General features: G+C 67.0%; 7 protein-coding genes. 5 read left to right on the forward strand and 2 right to left on the reverse strand.

Translation table 11 applies throughout. The annotated features are described in order from the left end of the window. Positions 1-29: 29 nt before the first annotated feature. From FEF34_RS33645 to FEF34_RS33655, 3 genes are all read left to right on the forward strand, one after another. Positions 30-3677 carry a LamG domain-containing protein gene (locus tag FEF34_RS33645; RefSeq protein ID WP_138056531.1) on the forward strand — a complete coding sequence of 1216 codons (3648 nt, stop codon included), beginning with the start codon at positions 30-32 and terminating at the stop codon, positions 3675-3677. A gap of 108 nt (positions 3678-3785) precedes the next feature. Beyond that, positions 3786-10697: a polymorphic toxin-type HINT domain-containing protein gene (locus FEF34_RS33650; protein ID WP_138056532.1), complete on the forward strand. Its 6912-nt coding sequence runs from the start codon at positions 3786-3788 to the stop codon at positions 10695-10697. A 138-nt stretch (positions 10698-10835) separates the two neighbouring features. Next, positions 10836-11102 (forward strand): hypothetical protein, encoded by a 267-nt coding sequence (locus FEF34_RS33655; RefSeq protein WP_138056533.1) that lies wholly within the window; start codon positions 10836-10838, stop codon positions 11100-11102. 318 nt (positions 11103-11420) lie between these two features. Here the strand turns inward: FEF34_RS33655 and FEF34_RS33660 are convergent, their stop codons facing one another. Further along, positions 11421-12545, reverse strand: a complete 1125-nt coding sequence (locus tag FEF34_RS33660) for an ISAs1 family transposase (RefSeq protein WP_267905181.1) — start codon at positions 12543-12545, stop codon at positions 11421-11423. Positions 12546-12783: 238 nt separating this feature from the next. Here FEF34_RS33660 and FEF34_RS33665 point away from each other — a divergent pair, with 238 nt between their 5' ends. Beyond that, positions 12784-14538: an IS1182 family transposase gene (locus FEF34_RS33665; protein WP_138057885.1), complete on the forward strand. Its 1755-nt coding sequence runs from the start codon at positions 12784-12786 to the stop codon at positions 14536-14538. A gap of 65 nt (positions 14539-14603) precedes the next feature. Here FEF34_RS33665 and FEF34_RS33670 read toward each other — a convergent pair whose 3' ends face one another. Continuing rightward, a complete protein-coding gene (locus FEF34_RS33670) occupies positions 14604-15899 on the reverse strand; it encodes an ISAs1 family transposase (RefSeq protein ID WP_138056534.1) in 1296 nt (431 codons plus the stop codon). A gap of 572 nt (positions 15900-16471) precedes the next feature. Between FEF34_RS33670 and FEF34_RS33680 the strand changes: the two genes are divergently transcribed. Next, positions 16472-17020 carry a hypothetical protein gene (locus FEF34_RS33680; RefSeq protein WP_138056535.1) on the forward strand — a complete coding sequence of 183 codons (549 nt, stop codon included), beginning with the start codon at positions 16472-16474 and terminating at the stop codon, positions 17018-17020. The last annotated feature ends 242 nt before the right edge of the window (positions 17021-17262 follow it).

The following is a 17262-nucleotide window of genomic DNA, read 5'->3' on the forward strand; positions in this document are numbered from 1 at the left end:
CCGAAACCCGAAGAGCCGACCCGAACACCATGGAGAGCAGAAACGTGTCCATGCGGATACGGCGCGGCGTACTGCTGCGCGCAGCGGCCGCGGCCGCGACGGCGGGCGCGGTCCTCGCCGCGGGGCTGGCCGGGCCGCCGGCGCCGGACGTGACGCCGAAGGCCCGCAACGCCGCCGCCACCACACCGGCTGAGACCGAGGACCAGGCCCGGTCCCTGGCCCGCACGAGCGGCAAGCGCGTCGAGGTGACCGGCCAGCGCACCGAGCGCCGTGAGATCTTCGCCGAGCCCGACGGCACCTTCACCGCACGGGAGTACACCGAGCCGGTGCGCACGGTGCGCGGCGGCAAGTGGGTCTCCATCGACCCCACGCTGGTCAAGCGCGCGGACGGCTCGGTCGCTCCGAAGGCGACGACGGTCGGTCTGTCCTTCTCCTCCGGAGAGGCGGGCAAGCCGTTCGTCACGATGCAACGAGCGGGCCGTGAGCTGTCGTTGACCTGGCCGTACGGGAAGCTGGCGGCGCCCGCGGTCAAGGGGAACACCGCCACCTATGCTGACGCCCTGCCCGGCGTCGACCTGACCGTGCGCGCCGAGGCCGACGGATTCGGCCACCTGCTGGTCGTCAGGACGCCCGAGGCGGCCGCGAACCCGAAGCTGACCAAGCTCGACCTGGGCCTGAAGGCCGAGGGGTTGAAGATCAAGGAGGACGCCTCGGGCGCGCTGCGCGCCGAGGACGCCGTCGTCGGCGGCACCGTCTTCGAGGCCGGCAAGCCGGCGATGTGGGACTCGGCCGCCGTCAAGGAGGCGTCGGCCAGGTCGCAGGGCGGCAAGGCCGTCGCCAGGTCTCTCGCCGCGAGCGCCGCCGACGCGCCTGCGCCGGCCCGGGTTCCCGAGGCGTCCCTGGAAGGACCGGGGGGCGGCGGCCGTACGGCTCCGCTGGGCATCGAGGTCGGCAAGGGCAAGCTCACGCTCGTGCCGGACCGGAAGATGCTGACCGGTCCGGACACGGTCTTCCCGGTCGTCATCGACCCGATCCAGCGCACCACTTCGCGCACGGCCTGGACGGGCGTGATGTCGGGCATGCCTTCGGAGCAGGACTGGAAGTACGCCGACAGCGCCGGCGTGGGCAAGTGCCCCACCGACTTCAACCCGGTGTCCTGCAACGGGGTCGGCGTTCGGCGGGTGCTGTTCACCATGCCGATGTCGTTCTACAAGAACAAGCAGATCCTGAGCTCGACGTTCTCGGCCCGGGTCGCCCACATCTACAGTGCGACGCCGACCGCCGAACCGATCCGGCTCTACCGCATCGGCGGTGCCAACTATTCCATCACCTCGTCGAGCAACTGGTCGAACACCAGCGACGACTGGGACGCGCATCTGCAGACCGTCGACAAGGCGATCTCACCCACGTCCTGCTCCAGCCAGGCCAACCTCCACTTCGAGAGCGGTGCCACGGGCGCGCTGACCAACCAGGTCAAGTCCGCTGCGTCGGGCGGCTGGTCCTCCATGACGCTCGGCCTGCGCGCCAGCGACGAGGGCCGCTTCGCCGAGTGGAAGCGGATCTGCGGCAACGCCTACCTCTCGGTGAGCTACAACACCCTGCCGGTGGCGATCCAGTCCGCCTGGATGTCGCAGAACCCCGGTGGTGCCTGCAAGTCGGGCTCCTCACGCCCCTACAGCGAGGTCCCGCCGGTCATCTCGACCGAGGCGCGCGACCCCGACCACGGCGGCGCACAGACCGACAAGGTCAAGGTCGAGTTCAAGGTCGAGTGGACCGATGGCGTCGGAAAGGCGCAGTCGTACACCACCAACACCTCCTACCTCTCGCCCATTGCGGGAACCAAATTCATCCACCAGGTCAAATCCACCATCCCGCAGAACACGGTGGTCTCCTGGAGCGCCAGGGCCTACGACGGTGACGGCTGGGGCCCCTCGTCCCCGAAGTGCGAGTTCATCTACGACGCAACCCTGCCCGGGCGCCCGAACGTGCTCTCGGAGGAGTACCCGTCCGACACCGTCTACCACCACGGAGTCGGCACGTACGGCACCTTTACCTTCACACCCAACCCGAACGACTCCATACCCGACACGGACGTGGTGAAGTACCGCTACGCCTTCGATGCGACCGCCTCGCCGGCGACCACGGTAGCGGCTACGAAAGCCGGCGGTCCCGCCTCGGTGAATTGGATGCCGACGAGGGAGGGACTGCACTGGCTCGAGGTCATCGCCGTCGACAAGGCGGAGAACCCGAGCACCGTCCAGCGCTACGAGTTCCGCGTCTCCGAGGGCAAGCCGGTCACCGGCCAGTGGAACCTCGCCGACGAAGCCGGCAGCACGGAGGCGCACGACGAGAGCGGGGTCTACTCCGCGACAACGGGCGGCGGCGTGACCTTCGGCGTCGAGGGTCCCGGCGGAAAGGCCGATGCGGCGGCGCACTTCGACGGCACCGCCGGCGCCTACCTCGACACCGAGGAGACCGTCATCGACTCGGCGAAGGGCTTCAGCGTCAGCGCCTGGGTGCGCCCGACCGACCTGACCCGGGACATGGCGGTCATCAGCCAGGACGGCACGGGTGAGCCCGGTTTCACCCTCGGCTACGACTCCGTCCTCAAGGCCTGGTCGTTCTCGGTCCCCGTGACCGACGTGGACACCATCGGTGCGTGGAAGGCCGTGTCCACCGGAGTGCAGGTGGTACCGAACCAGTGGGTGCTGCTGACCGGCATCTACGACGCCCAGAAGACCGAACTGCAGCTCTTCGTCAACCAGACGCTCAAGGGCACGGCCCAGCGCCCGTCCGTCTGGAAGTCCTACGGCTCGCTGCAGATCGGCCGCTCCACGGCGAAGACCGGCTACCAGAACCACTTCACCGGGGACCTCGCCGAGGTCCGGGTCTTCGACCGGGTGCTGTCCCAGGCGCAGATCGCAGAGCTGATGACGGTGAAGCCGGAGCGCAAGGGGTATTGGCAGCTGGATGCCGCGACCAGTGGAGTATCGCCCGAGACGGGCAAGACGGTCGACGGGAAGACGGTCTTCGGGCCGTCGTTGAACCTCGCGGGGAACGCCTCCATCTACCACCAGGACTGTCCGGACCCCCTGCTGTGCGAGCAGCCGTCACCTCTGGTGGGCGCAGGACACCTGGCCCTCGACGGCGATGGCGACTACGCCAGCACCGCGACTGCTCCGATCACCGGCGCCAGCAGCTTCACCGTGACGGCCCGTGCTCAGCTCACCTCGCTCGACCCGGAGAAGTCGCAGACCGTTCTCTCCCTTCCGGGCAAGAACGCCAACAGGTTCGCGGTCCGCTACCGGGCCGGTGAAACCGGCGGCAACTGGGAGCTGGCCGTGGCCAAGACCGACACCGCGGGTGCGGACACGGCCACGTTCATCGACGACCAGGCGCTGCCGGACACGGGTGGTTCCGGTCAACATCTGGCCGTCGTCTACGACGCCTTCGCCAACGAGATCCGCCTGTACGTCAACGGCCAGCTGGCGAGCTCGGCCCGCGGAGTCGACGGCACTCTTTGGGGTGCCGACGGTGGTCTTCAGGTGGGTCGTTCGGCCCTCGGTGACAGCGAGTTCTTCGCCGGCTCCATCGACGAGGTCCGCGCTTACGACGGCGCAGCCGACCTGGTCAAGGTCGGCCTGATGGCCACCCTGCAGGCCGAGCCGGAGCTCTAGGCCCGGACTGTCCATTCCCCACCAGCGCTGTGCCGGCCCGTCACGGGCCGGCACAGCCTGGCCGTTCTTCCGATCTTCCTCAGTATCCGTATCCCATGGAGCTGCGTGATGTCTCGTCGCGGCCGATTGCTCAATCGGCGCATACCCAAACGTCTCTTTGTCACCACCGTTCTCGGACTGTCGCTCGCACTGTCGTCCTCCACCGTCCAGGCGCTGTCGTTCGCCGGTGAGACGGAGCGGAGCAGGCCCGGTGTCCAGGACTTCGGCGATCCCATCGAGGGAGGCACCGCCAAGGCGAAGCCCCGGCCGGCGGACCCCGCCCGCAAGGCAGCCGTGACCCGGCTGGGCAAGACCGTATGGCCCCGCACCGGAAGTGCAGAGGTGCCGGTGGGCTCACCCGGGGCGAGGTCCCAGGGCACGGTGAACTCCGGCGGCCTGCCGGTCAGCGTGACCCTGCCGGGTACGACGGCCAAGCCCGCGCTCAGGAGCGTGTCCAAGGCGCCTTCGACGGCCCCCGGCAAGGTCAAGGTCGATATCCTCGACCCCAAGCGTGCGGCCCGGCTCGGGGTCGGGGCGCTGATCCGGGTGCAGCGCGCAGATGATGGCGAAAGCACCGCGAAGGTCCGCCTGAACGTCGGTTACACGGCGTTTGCCGAGGGCTACGGTGGCGACTACGGCAGACGTCTCCGTCTTGTCGAGCTGCCGGCCTGCGCCGTGATCGCCGAGCCGGGCAGCAAGGCCTGCCCGCAGCTTCCTCGGCCGCTGCCCACCGTGAACAACGCCGAGACGCGCACCGTCTCGGCCGACGTCAGTGCAGTCCCGGCCGACGCCGGCATGTCCACCATGGCCGTACAGGGCGGCTCTCTCGTCGCCCTGGCCGCGGGAGACTCCTCGTCCCAGGGAGACTACGGCGCCACTCCGCTGGCGCCGTCCGCGAAGTGGACGGTCTCCAACTCGTCCGGCGGGTTCTCGTGGAACTATCCCCTGCGCACACCGCCGACGCCCGGCGGCCTGACACCGACCATCGGCTTCGCGTACTCCTCGCAGTCGACCGACGGCCGCACCTCCGACACCAACAACCAGGGCTCCTGGATCGGTGAGGGCTTCTCATACGAGCCGGGCTACATCGAGCGCCGCTACAAGGCATGTTCGGACGACGGCCACAAGGACTCCGCCGAACAGTGCTGGGCCTTCGACAACGCCACCGTCCTGCTGAACGGGATGTCGACCGAGCTTGTCAAGGACGACAAGACCGGCAAGTGGCACCTGGGCAGTGACGACGGCGCCAAGGTGGAGAAGACCACCGGCGCGGTCAACGGTGACAACGACGGCGAGTACTGGAAGATCACCACGACTGACGGCACCCAGTACTTCTTCGGCCTCAACCGCCTGCCCGGCTGGGCCAACGGCAACGAGGAAACGCAGTCGACATGGACCCTGCCGGTCTTCGGCGACGACTCCGGCGAGCCCTGCTACAACGCCACGTTCACCAGTGCGCACTGCAACCAGGCCTGGCGCTGGAGCCTCGACTACGTCGTGGACACCCACGGCAACGCGATGTCCTACTTCTACACGCCGGAGACCAACTGGTACGCGCTGAACGGCAAGACGGATGTCAATGGCACCGCATACCACCGTGGCGGCTACCTGAAGCGAGTCGACTACGGTCAGCGCGCCGGCCAGGTCTATGCCGCGAAGGCCCCGGCACGCGTCGTGTTCACCACCGCCGAACGATGTCTGCCCAGCGGCACGTTCACTTGCGCAACCGCGGACTTCAAGAAGGCGAACGCCGCGTACTGGCCTGACGTCCCGATGGACCGCTACTGCGCGGCGGGTACCAAGTGCACGTCGTCTCAGGTCGCCGCGTCCTTCTGGACCAGCAAGCGGCTGACAGGCGTCACCACACAGATCCGCAAGGATGCCACGGAGTACCAGGACGTGGACGCGTGGACGTTCACGCACCTGTTCACCGACAACGGTGACTCGTCCAAGACGCTCTGGCTGTCGAAGATCGACCACGAGGGCCGTGTCGGCACCACCGCCAAGATGCCCACGCTGGAGCTCTACGGCATCCAGCTGGCGAACCGGGTCGACGCGGTCGGCGACAACATCGCCCCGTTCCACCGGTTCCGCCTGTCGGCGGTGCTGAGCGAGACCGGCGCTCAGCTGGACGTCAACTACGCGCCGGCGGAATGCACCAAGTCCGCGCTGCCCACGCCCGGTGAGTCGACCAAGCGCTGCTATCCGGTGAAGTGGGCCCCGCCCGGCTACATCGACCCCATCACCGACTGGTTCCACAAGTACGTCGTCGCGGAGGTCGTGGAGACCGACCGCACGGGCGGCGGCGAAAAGCTGGTGACGCGCTACGACTACCAGGGCCCCGCCGCATGGCGGAAGGCCGAGCCGGACGGCATCACCGAGGAGAAGTACCTCACCTGGGGCGGCTGGCAGGGCTACGGCAAGGTCAGGGTGACCAGCGGCAGCTCCGAGAACCAGACCACCCGGATCGACTACACCTACCTCCAGGGGATGGACGGGGACAAACTCCCCAACGGTTCCGCCCGGTCCGCGGAGGTCACCGACTCCGAAGGCGGCAAGTACACCGACCACAAGGAGTTCACCGGCCACGAACTGGAGGCCGCGACCTACGACGGCTCCAAGCTCGTCTCCAAGGTGATCAACACACCGTCCCGGTGGTTCACCGCCACGGACACGAACACGTGGGGCACCAGCAACGCGTCGATCATCAAGACGACCAGGGTCCGCGGATTCACCGTCACCGAGGGGGGTGACGGCCGCCGTGAGACGGAGACGAACACCGAGTACGAGACCGCGAACGGCACCGGCCGCGTCATCGAGACCGAGGATCTGGGCGACCTGTCCACCCCTGCGGACGACCAGTGCACCCGCACCGAGTACGCGGACAACCCGAGCGCGAACCTCCTCGACACCCCTTCCCGCGTCGAGACGGTCTCCGTCACGTGCAAGGCCACTCCCGACCGCCGGACGCAGGTCCTCACGGACGAGCGGACCTCGTACGACGGCGGGGCATTCGGCGCGCCGCCCACGAAGGGCGACGCGACCAGGACCGAGCGACTGAAGTCCCACGACGGCACCACGCCGCAGTACCAGATCACGGGTACGACGACGTACGACGCCTTCGGACGGCCGCTTTCCCAAAAGGACGGCGTCCAGGCAGAGACCAAGACGGCGTACACGGACGTCAACGGCCTGATCTCGCAGGCCAAGGTGACCAACGCCCTGGGCCACGTCACCACCACGGACTACCACCCCGCCTGGGGCCAGTCGACCGGGCAGACCGACCCCAACGGCAAGCGCACCGACCTCGCCCACGACGGACTCGGCCGTCTGGTCTCCGTCTGGCTCCCGGACCGCGCCAAGTCGCAGACCCCGAGCATCAAGTACAGCTATCTGATCCGCCGGGACGACGTCGCCGCGGTCAAGACCGAGAAGATCCAGATCGACGGCTCGTACGGCACGGAATACGAGCTGTACGACGGTCTGCTGCGGCCCCGCCAGAAGCAGACCGAAGGCCCGAACGGCACGCGGATGGTGGCCGACACCTTCTACGACGGCACCGGCAAGGTGCGGAGCACCAACGCGACGTACAACGCCGCAGGCGCCCCGTCGGACAAGCTCCTGCTCGTCCACAACGGCGAAGTGGGATCCCAGGCCCGCTACGAGTACGACGGCCTGGGCCGCACGACGGCCGAGATCTTCGCCGTCTCCGGCGTCGAGCAGTGGCGCACCAAGTACGTCCACGGCGGAGACCGCACCCACATCGACCCGCCCGTCGGCGGTACTCCGACGACCACGCTGACCAACGCCCGGGGCGAGACCACCGAACTGTGGCACTACAAGTCGGCGGACCTGGTCCTCACGGGGCCGCCGGCCGAGCACGACACCACGAAGTACGCCTACACCCCGGCCGGCCGGCTGGAACGACTCACCGATGCCCAGGGCAACGTCTGGACGTACACCTACGACCAGCGCGGCAGGCGGACGGAGAGCGTGGACCCCGACTCCGGGAAGGTGACGACGCAGTACGACGACGCCGACAGGCCGGTGGCATCGACGGACGCGCGCAAGAACACCGTCAGCACCGTCTACGACAAGCTGGGACGCGTTCTCACCACCTGGGACGGCGCCGCGACGACGGGCACCAAGCTCACCGAGCGGCGTTATGACAAGGCCGGATGGCTCGGCAAGGAGTGGGCGTCGCTGCGCTACGTCAACGGGACGGAGTATTTCGGCACCGTCGTCCAGAGCGTGGACCACTTCTACCGCCCCCTGAAGACCGCCTATGCGGTTCCCGCGTCCCAGAAGGAACTCGCCGGCACATACGTCTACACCAGCACGTACAACCGTGACGGCACCCTGCAGAGCAGCGGCATGCCAGCGGCGGGGGGCCTGGCCGCCGAGGCGCTGGTCTACGGTTACGACGAACTCCAGCGCTCGAAGACCATGACGAGCGCCACGTCGTCGTACGTCACCGACACGGTGTGGTCGAACACCAGTCAGTTGCTCCAGTTGGAGCTGTCGAACGGCGGCAAGAAGAACTGGCAGACGTTCGCCTACGAGAAGGGCACCGACCGGCTGACCCGGTCCCTGGTCGACGTTCAGGGCTCCGCCACGGGACCGGTGAAGGAGTCGAACTACTCCTACGACCAGATCGGCAACGTGCTGTCGGTCGCGGACACCGCGGGTGCGGGCACTCCGGACCTCCAGTGCTTCGCCTACGACTACCAGTACCGGATGACCGAGGCGTGGACGCCGTCCACCACCGACTCCGCGGCTGCGGCATCCGGCACCGAGGGGAGCCAGGCCCCTGTCGAGGGCTCGTCCCCGTCGGCCTGTGGTGCTGCCGCCGGAGGTTCGGCGCTCGGCGGACCGGCACCGTACTGGCGCTCCTACACCTTCGACGCAGTCGGCAACCGGCTGTCGGAGACCGTCCACGACAGCGGCCTGGACGCCAAGAAGGACGTCAAGCGCACCTTCAGCTACAACGCGGGCACACACCAGGTTTCCAAGGTCACCGAGACCACCCCGACCGGCGACCGGCAGTACACCTACGGATACGACCCGTCGGGCAACACCACCAAGCGGACGATCGGCGGCAGTACCCAGACGCTCGACTACGACGCGCAGGGCAAGGTGATCAAGAACAGCCGACCTGACGACGTCACCACCCCGGAGAACGAGGCGTCGGAGACGACGTTCCTCTACGGTCCGGACGGCGCACGAGTGATGCGCAAGGATCCGACCGGGACGACCGTCTATCTGCCGGGTATGGAGCTGCGCCTCGACGCCGGCACCACCACGGCCAAGGCGACCCGCTACTACTCGTATGCCGGGCAGACCGTCGCCGTCCGCACGACCGACAACAAGCTGTCGTTCGTCGCATCGGACCACCACGGCACGGGCGAGCTGGCCATCGACGCCGCGACCGGAGCGGTCACTCAGCGGCGCTTCGCCCCGTACGGCAACCCGCGAGGCGCAGAGCCGGGCGAAGGCGCCTGGCCAGGAGAGAAGGGCTTCGTCGGGGGCACGATCGACGCCTCGACGGGGCTGACGACCATCGGGGCCCGCGAGTACGACGCCTTCCTCGGCAAGTTCATCTCACCGGACCCGGTGGTCGACCACAACGACCCGCAGCAGCTGAACGCGTACGCCTACGCCCACAACCGCCCGGTCTCCGCGAGCGACCCGACGGGGCTCTACGACCCAGACGAGCGGGCCTACTGCCAGAAGCACCCGAGCAGTTGCTCGAGCGGCAAGGTCAAGCCCACACAGACCCCTGCGCAGACGGCCGTCAATGACGCTACCGACAACCTGAACAGGGCTCAGAACAACCTCAGCGGCGCCAAGCAGCAGATCAAGCGCGCGGTCAAGGCGATCACCAAGATCGTCATGGACGAACTCGGGATCACCGCAGCTCTGGACTGCTTCTCCAGCGGTGACCTCGGTTCGTGCGGCGAAACGGCACTGAACATCGCGGGAAGCTTTGCGGGTGGCCTGGCCGGCAAGTTCCTGGCGAAATACGGCCTGCCGTGGAAGTGGAACAAGGCCTATCGGCTGATCAAACGGGTCACCGGTCTGGTCGGGGACCTGATCGACGGCGCCAAGAAGTTGTGGGACGCGTCCAAGACCGTCGACAAGGCCAAGGGGGCTCTGGCGGCGGCGAAGGCCAGGCTCGGTAAGAGTGGCTGCCACAGTTTCCTGCCCGGCACGAAGGTGCTTCTCGCCAGTGGCAAGAAGAAGAGCATCGAGGACGTCAGGCTCGGTGACAAGATCACCACGACCGATCCGTCCACGGGCAAGAAGGTCACCCGCACGGTCGTCGGCACGATCGTCACCAAGGACGACAAGCACTTCGTCGACCTGACGGTCACGACGGCCAAGGGCGGCCAGGCCTCGCTGGTCTCGACCGTCACCCACCCGTTCTGGGTCGAGAACGAGCGGCGGTTCATCGAGGCCGCCGACCTCAAGCCGGGAATGGTCCTGCGCACGCCCGAAGGCGAAGCCGTTCCGGTGACGGACCTACGGTTCTTCAGCGAGCGCAGGCAGACGCACGACCTCACTATCGAGGACGTCCACGCGTACTATGTGCTGGCTGGGGCTGCGCCGGTCCTCGTTCACAACTGCGGAGGGATCGACGACGATGCGCACGCAGCACTTCAGGATCGCCATGGGAATGACATTGCCGATGGCGTTGACTATAACGTTCAGCGCATGTGTCCGACTTGCAACTCGGCCAGCGATGCAGCGGATCACACAATCAGTGGAATCGGCGGCAACACGGATGAATTGGGTCGGTACTTGGCTGGTCAGCGCGACTTGGGCATGACCCATGTCGACCGAAGGAAGCCAGGAACAACTGCCAGACGCGATGAGAGTAGGGTGGATTCAAGGGGTAGAGGCGTGACGATCGTCCAAAACTCCTACATGGTTCACGCTTATCATCAGTCGTTGGACGAGTTCAACAGCATCTTCAATTAGCTGGGGTGAGGCCGCATGTATAGGAGGGTTCGCCTCAGGCGTTCGGGTGAAAGCTACGTACTCAGCCTCACTCCGGCCCAATTCGAACTGGCCAGAAGGGTGCTTGTGGATCTTTATGGCGGCAGTCACTCTTCGGAGATGGTGGCCGTCGTGGCGGGTGATGCGTCGGATAGACTTCTCGAACTTAGGGAGCGAGAAGTGGACTTCAGGTCGCGCTCGAACGTTGAGGTGGCGTTGAGCCACTCCGACCTTCGGGCGTTGTATGGGGCCCTGGCTTTCGCCTTCTTGAATCGCTCGTCGGAAGAGGCGTTTCATAACAGGTACGGCTTCTACAGCGAGAACGTCCAGGCTGTGGGGTGGGCGATCTGTGCGGCTCTCCAAGGAACAGGGAACTCGATGAAGTGATTCATCCTCGGATTGAGGTGAATTCTTGATCCGGGTTCACGATTAGAGGGTTGCTCGTTTCGAGACTGATCGCGTAACGGGTACGCCCCAGAGCTGAATTTCGAGGTCACAGGATTTCAGCAGCAAATATGAAGCCCCGTCAGGCGCGTCCTGGCGGGGCTTCTGCATGGGGTGACGGCAGTAGTTGCCGCAGCGGCAACAACCCCGCACAACCACGGACGCCCACGCACCTCACCGGACCAGCAAACTGCGCTTGACCTGCGAAAAAGCAGGTAGAGGCAGCCGCGTAGCACACCAGGGCTCCGGCAAAGTTGTTGATCAGGCTGTCAGGAGCAGGTTGATGGGGCGGTCGGTGGCGCGTGCGTGATGCCGTAGGGCGGCGGCGATGTTCTGGTGTCCGTCCAAGCGCAGCAGCGTGATCGCCGTGTTGCGCAGGGCGGCCATGACGCGGGGTGCGTTGCCGGTGCGGATCTGGGAGCGGTCTTCGTCGAAGGTGACGTCGCGGACCCAGTGCAGGCGGTTCTCGATCTCCCAGTGCGACTGCGTCCATGCGGCCAGGACGGCGGGCGGTGCGGTGCGGGCGTCCGCGCTGGTGATCAGGTAGACGATCTCGACGGTCCGTCGGCCCTTGCGGGTGACGGTGCGCCGCAGTTGGGCGACTTGCTCGGCCCCGGCGAACTCGACCCATGCCGGCACGTCGACGACCTTGATCGTGCGAGTGGCGCGGCGTCCGTGTCCTCGGTCCGTCCTGGTGACGGCGGGTATCGAAGTCCAGGGGAGCGCCTTGAGCTGTGCGTACAACGACTTCTGATTCGCCTTCACGGTCAGGACGTAGTCTCCTCCGCCCCTGGTCACCAGAGTCGCGGTGTCGTGCTGGGTGTGCAGTGCGTCCATCGTGACGACGACGCCGTCCAGGTCCAGGAGTTGAAGCAGTTCCCGGGCGGCGGGGATCTCGTTGCTCTTCTCGCCCACCGCGACCTGACCGAGCACCGCGCCGGACCCGTGCGCGAGGGCGGCGACCAGATGCGGGGCCGTGGAGCTGCCGCCGCGTGCGCCCCGGACCGTCTTGCCGTCGATGGCGATCACCCTGCGGCCCGCGACACGTGCGGTCCTGGTCAGGGCCCAGACTCCCAGCACCGCATCGAGACGGTCCGCGTCGAGGCGGGCGAACAGGCGCCGCAGCGTTGATTCGTCCACCCCGCCCCGCTCCAGGCCCAGCCGTTCCAGCGCGACACGTCCCGCGTCCCGGGCCCACTCCCCGATCGCGGTGAACCCCCGGGCTCCGGCCACCACCGCGCACACCGCCACCGCGATCAGAGCACCCACCGGGTGCCGGACACCGCGTCGACGGCGCGGATCAGGTATCCCGGCAAGCAGTTGGACGAGGAGCTCATGAGCCGGGGCAGGGGTGCGAACAGGCGCAGGGATGAGAGACGATGGCATGGCGCGGGCGTGATCCCCTGGTCGGACGGTAAGGCGTAGGAACCTCCATCCAACCGGACCGGACCACGCCCGCGCATCTCTTCCGCCCCGCAAAACCCCATGTCACAGGGCTGCAGAACGACTTTGCCGGGACCCTGGACTCTGTTGCTGAATTGCCTGCAGAGGCACGGGCAGGTCGGCATGATCGTTGGTGCGGTCGTTCTGTCTGCTCCGGCCGCAGGGGGTTGGCGCGGTGTCCATGCGGCCGGGGGGATTGCCGTCCATTCCTGAACAGACGGCCAGAACGGCCCGTGCGGCCTTCCCTGGTGGGAGCCTGCCCATGCGCGTGCGTGACCACCTTGCCGAGGTTTTCGACGACGCGTTGTTCACCGATGCGTTTCCCGATCGTGGGGCTCCCGCCCAGTCTCCGGCCCTGCTCGCGCTGGTGACGGTGCTGCAGTTCACGGAGAACCTGACCGACCGGCAGGCGGCGGACGCGTCGCGGGATCGCCTGTCGTGGAAGTACGCGCTGGGCGCGGAGCTCTCCGATGCCGGCTTCGACTTCTCCGCGCTGTCGAAGTTCCGTGCCCGGCTGGTCGGGCACGGCCTGGAGCGGACACTCTTCGACAGGCTCGTCGAGCACTGCCGCGAGGCCGGGCTGATCAAGGCCGGTGGCAAGCAGCGCACGGACTCCACCCATGTGATCAGCGCGGTCCGTGACCTGAACCGGACCGAGCTGGCCGGGGAGAGTGTGCGGGCCGCTCTGGAGGCGCTGGCGGTGGCGGCGCCGTCCTGGCTGGCCGGCGTGATCGACGTCGCCGAGTTCGCCGAACGCTACGGGCCGCGCGTGGATGGCTGGACGATGCCGCGCTCGAAGACCAAGCGGGACCGGCTTGCCCAGGTCTTCGGCCAGGACGCGCTGGTCCTGTGCCGGGCCGCCTGGTCCGACACCGCGCCGGTGTGGGTCCGCGAGATCGAGGCGGTGGCCCTCCTGCGGCAGGTCATGGTGCAGACCTACATCATCCGTACCGATGGCCGGGGACGGGAGGTGATCAAGAAGCGGGACGCCGACGACGAGGGCGTCCCGCCCGGCCATATCCGTCTGGCCTCCCCGTACGACCCCGACGCCCGCTGGTCGGCCAAGGGCGACGACCTGTTCTGGCTCGGATACAAGGTCCACCTCACCGAGACCTGCGACACCCTCCCCGAAGCCGAAGCCGAAGCCGAAGCCGAAGCCGAAGCCGAAGCCGAAGCCGAAGCCGAAGCCGAAGCCGAAGCCGTGAGGCTGCCGTTGCGGTTGATCACGGATGTCCACACCACCGAGGCGACCGTTCCGGACGTCAAGGCCACCGCGCCCATCCAGCAGAACCTGGCCGAGCGGCAGGTCGCACCGGGCGAGCACTACCTCGACTCCGGATACGCCTCCGTCGACCTGGTCGTGGAAGCGGCGGGCCGGGGCATCGGCATGGTCACCCCGCTCCTGGCCGACCACTCCCCGCAGGCCAAGGCCGCCGAGGGCTTCGCCAAGAGCGCGTTCCGCGTCGACTGGAAGGCCCGCCAGGTCCGTTGCCCCCAGGGGGCCACCAGCGCCGGCTGGTACCCGGTCACCCAGCACCGATGGGACGCCATCGTGATCGAATTCGCCCGAGCCGACTGCCGTCCCTGTCCCTCCCGGACCAACTGCACCAGCTCGGTCCGCGGTACCCGCATGCTCACCCTGCGTCCCCGTGAACTCCACGAACGCACCACCACAGCCAGAACCGAACAGGACACCGAGTCCTGGAGGGCCAAGTACGCCCTCCGCGCCGGCATCGAGGGCACCGTCAACCAGGCCCTCGACGTCACCGGCATCCGCCAGGCCCGCTACCGCGGGCTACCGAAAGTCACCCTCCAACACGCCTTCTCCGCCACCGCCCTCAACATCGTCCGCCTCGACGCCTGGTGGACCACCAACCCACTACGCAAGCCCCGCACCAGCCGACTGCAGCGCCTCAGCCACCAACTCGCCGGCTGAAGGATTCAGCAACAGAGTCACCCTGGGGGCAGGGCCCCGGCGAGTGCCTGGATCGTCCGGTTTGATCATGTGATGCCGTAGAGGGCTAGGACGCGGGGGCGCTCGGTGTGCGCTCGTCGTCCGGCGGCGATGTTGACGTAGCCGGCGAGCTTGAGCGCGCTGCGGATCAGGTCGCGGAGGGCAGCGAGTACGGCGGGCGCGTTGTGGGTCCTGACCTGGGACTTGTCCTCGTTGAAGGTGACATCTCGACACCAGTGGACGGTATTTTCCACGGTCCAGTGCCCGCGAGCCCAGGACGCGATCTCGGCTGCGTTCGCTTCCTCGGCGGGCAGGTCGGTGATGGCGTAGACGGTCTCGCTGGACCATTTTTTCGCCCCGTAGAGACGGCGACGGCGCTGGATCCGCAGGACCTGGGCCGCGTGCGGGAAGAGCAGGCCCTCGACGGTGACGACCTGCACGAGCCGCTGCTCGTGACGGCCGTGGCCCCGGGCGTCGTCGCGGTGGATCACGGGGATCTCCTTCCAGGGCAGGGCGTGGAGTTGACGGGCCTGGCCGCGCTGGTTGTTCTTGATGGTCAGCAGGTAGTGAGCGCCGCGTTCGCGCAGGTAGATGGCGTGGTCGCGTTGGGCGTGGAGGGCATCGGCGGTAACGACCACCCCCGCGAGATCCGCGTCGTCGATTCTGTCGAGGAGAGGTGCGAACTCGGGGATTTCGTTGGTCTTCGCGCCGATCTCGCGGGAGGCGAGAGTGACACCGTCGCCGTGACGGACGGCGGACAGGACGAAGACCCGGCTGCAGTCCGGGCGCCTCGCGCCGCGCAGGCACTTGCCGTCCACCGCGATCGCCCGCCGCCGGAGCCGTACCGGCTCGGCGCGGGCGGCCGCCCGGTGGGCCCGGCGCTGTTCACGCTCAGCCCCACCGTCGGGCATTACCGGCTCCGGCCGGTGGGGCTGTGCGGACAGCAGAGGCCGAAGGTAGTCGTAGCTGGCCGCGCCGATCTCACCGGGATCGAGCCGCCCCAGGACGCTGCGCAGGGTCTTCTCGCTCGGCACCCGGTAGCGGCCAAGGAGTGGGTGGTAGGGCAAGCCGAAGGCGGCCAGTTCCTCCGACGTCGCACGTCGGCACCACTCCGCCGCCGCGGTGATCGAGTCGTGGCCGGACGGGGTCATCGCGCAGACCACCAGGGCCAGCAGCGAGGAGAGCCGGTACCGCACTCCGCAAGCCCCTCTCGGATCAGTGACCGATTCGAACTCGGCTACCAGGCAGCGGACTTGCTCCTTGGCGGCGCTCTCGCCGAGGGCTTCCAGGCGGGGCGCATGAGGCACGGGGGCAGCGACAGGGAATGATGGAGGAACGAACACGGCACCTTCGTGGATCTTGCAGCGTAGAGAACTACATGATCCACAGGTGCCGTGTTCACCTGCTTCCCGGGGCCACCACCGAGATCAACACCCCAGGCCGGGACGATCCAGGCACTCGCCGGGGCCCTGACCCTGGGGGTACCGCATAGCACACGTACTATGTGCTGGCGGGGACGACTCCGGTCTGGTCCACAATTGCAATGGGGCGAAACTTGAGCTGACCTACAAGCCCGACTGGTCTCCGGAGCAGATTGCGGCGGCTGACGAAAAGGTTGCTACTCTGAATGCCGCTCCGCAGCTGATTGTGACAAAGGTTCAACGTTCGGGAAGCGCTGCTGATGTCTGGCGTCGAGCTGGAAATCAAACAGTTCCTGGAACTGGCATCGATCATAAGATCGACCTGCAACTCGGCGGACTTTATGATGTCAGCAATATGTGGCCACTTGATAGTTCGGTGAACCGAAGTCTCGGATCTCAAATATCGGCACAACTAAAGAAGCAAGGGCTGCAACCAGGCGACCTGGTGTGTAGCATCTCGATCACAGTCAGAACATGTTAGGTGGGGCAGAACCATGCAGTTGCGCGACGTGGACGTCTCTCACGCCGTGGTGACCAGTGCTGGCCTGTTTGGCGTCTGGCGTGCGAGCGCATTCGACCACGTCAGCGAGCTGGATCAGTGGGAGGACGAGGTAGCGGAAGACTCTGCCCTCGAACGCCAGATCGCAGCCGGTGCCTTCGTGCCGATCAACATCGGAGGCAATGGGGCATTCCAGGTCGCAATGCGCGGCGTGGAAGCTCCAGGAAATCTGAGTGAACGAGAGCGGACTTATCTCCTTGTCTCTTCCGAGCCTTATCTCCTCGTCTCAGATGGAGCATTGGAACTCGGCGGGCTTGAAGCCGTAGGAAGTTACGCTGGTGCGGAGAAGGTGGAGATCCCGCTCGACAGCGGTAGGTATGCCGTGGTCGTCCATCTGGTGGATTGGCAAGCGGAGCCTGGTAGTCGCGGAGGTGATGGAAATCCATCTGCGGATGCCCTTCCAGACTTCATTTTGGAGATCTTCGCCGATGTTCATGGTGAGCTGAAATACCGCACTAAGGTTGAGACATTCGACCAGCCGTAGTTGAGGAATCCGTGATGCCGCAGGGACTGCTTTGACGGGTCTTCGAACTTGAGCGGGTGCGCCACGAGGCGCTGTTGTTTCGAGTGGAGGTGAGAGACCTTCGCCTTCGTCCTGTCGCAGCAGGGCGTTGAAGCTGGGGGCAGCCTGATCCGGGTGGTGCCGGGGAGGGCGGGAGCAGCCCTGACAAAGCCGGGACGTGCCAGTACTGCCAGATGGTGCGGGTCCGGCGAGCGTGGCGGAAA

The organism is Streptomyces marianii (assembly GCF_005795905.1).
GTDB lineage: Bacteria > Actinomycetota > Actinomycetes > Streptomycetales > Streptomycetaceae > Streptomyces > Streptomyces marianii.

Excerpts from the sequence above, each read along its gene's own strand:
- FEF34_RS33655 (WP_138056533.1), top strand. The coding sequence starts at position 10,836 with ATGGTGGCCGTCGTGGCGGGTGATGCGTCGGATAGACTTCTCGAACTT.
- FEF34_RS33650 (WP_138056532.1), top strand. The coding sequence starts at position 3,786 with ATGTCTCGTCGCGGCCGATTGCTCAATCGGCGCATACCCAAACGTCTC.
- FEF34_RS33665 (WP_138057885.1), top strand. The coding sequence starts at position 12,784 with ATGCGGCCGGGGGGATTGCCGTCCATTCCTGAACAGACGGCCAGAACG.
- FEF34_RS33680 (WP_138056535.1), top strand. The coding sequence starts at position 16,472 with ATGCAGTTGCGCGACGTGGACGTCTCTCACGCCGTGGTGACCAGTGCT.
- FEF34_RS33645 (WP_138056531.1), top strand. The coding sequence starts at position 30 with ATGGAGAGCAGAAACGTGTCCATGCGGATACGGCGCGGCGTACTGCTG.
- FEF34_RS33660 (WP_267905181.1), bottom strand. The coding sequence starts at position 12,545 with ATGCCATCGTCTCTCATCCCTGCGCCTGTTCGCACCCCTGCCCCGGCT.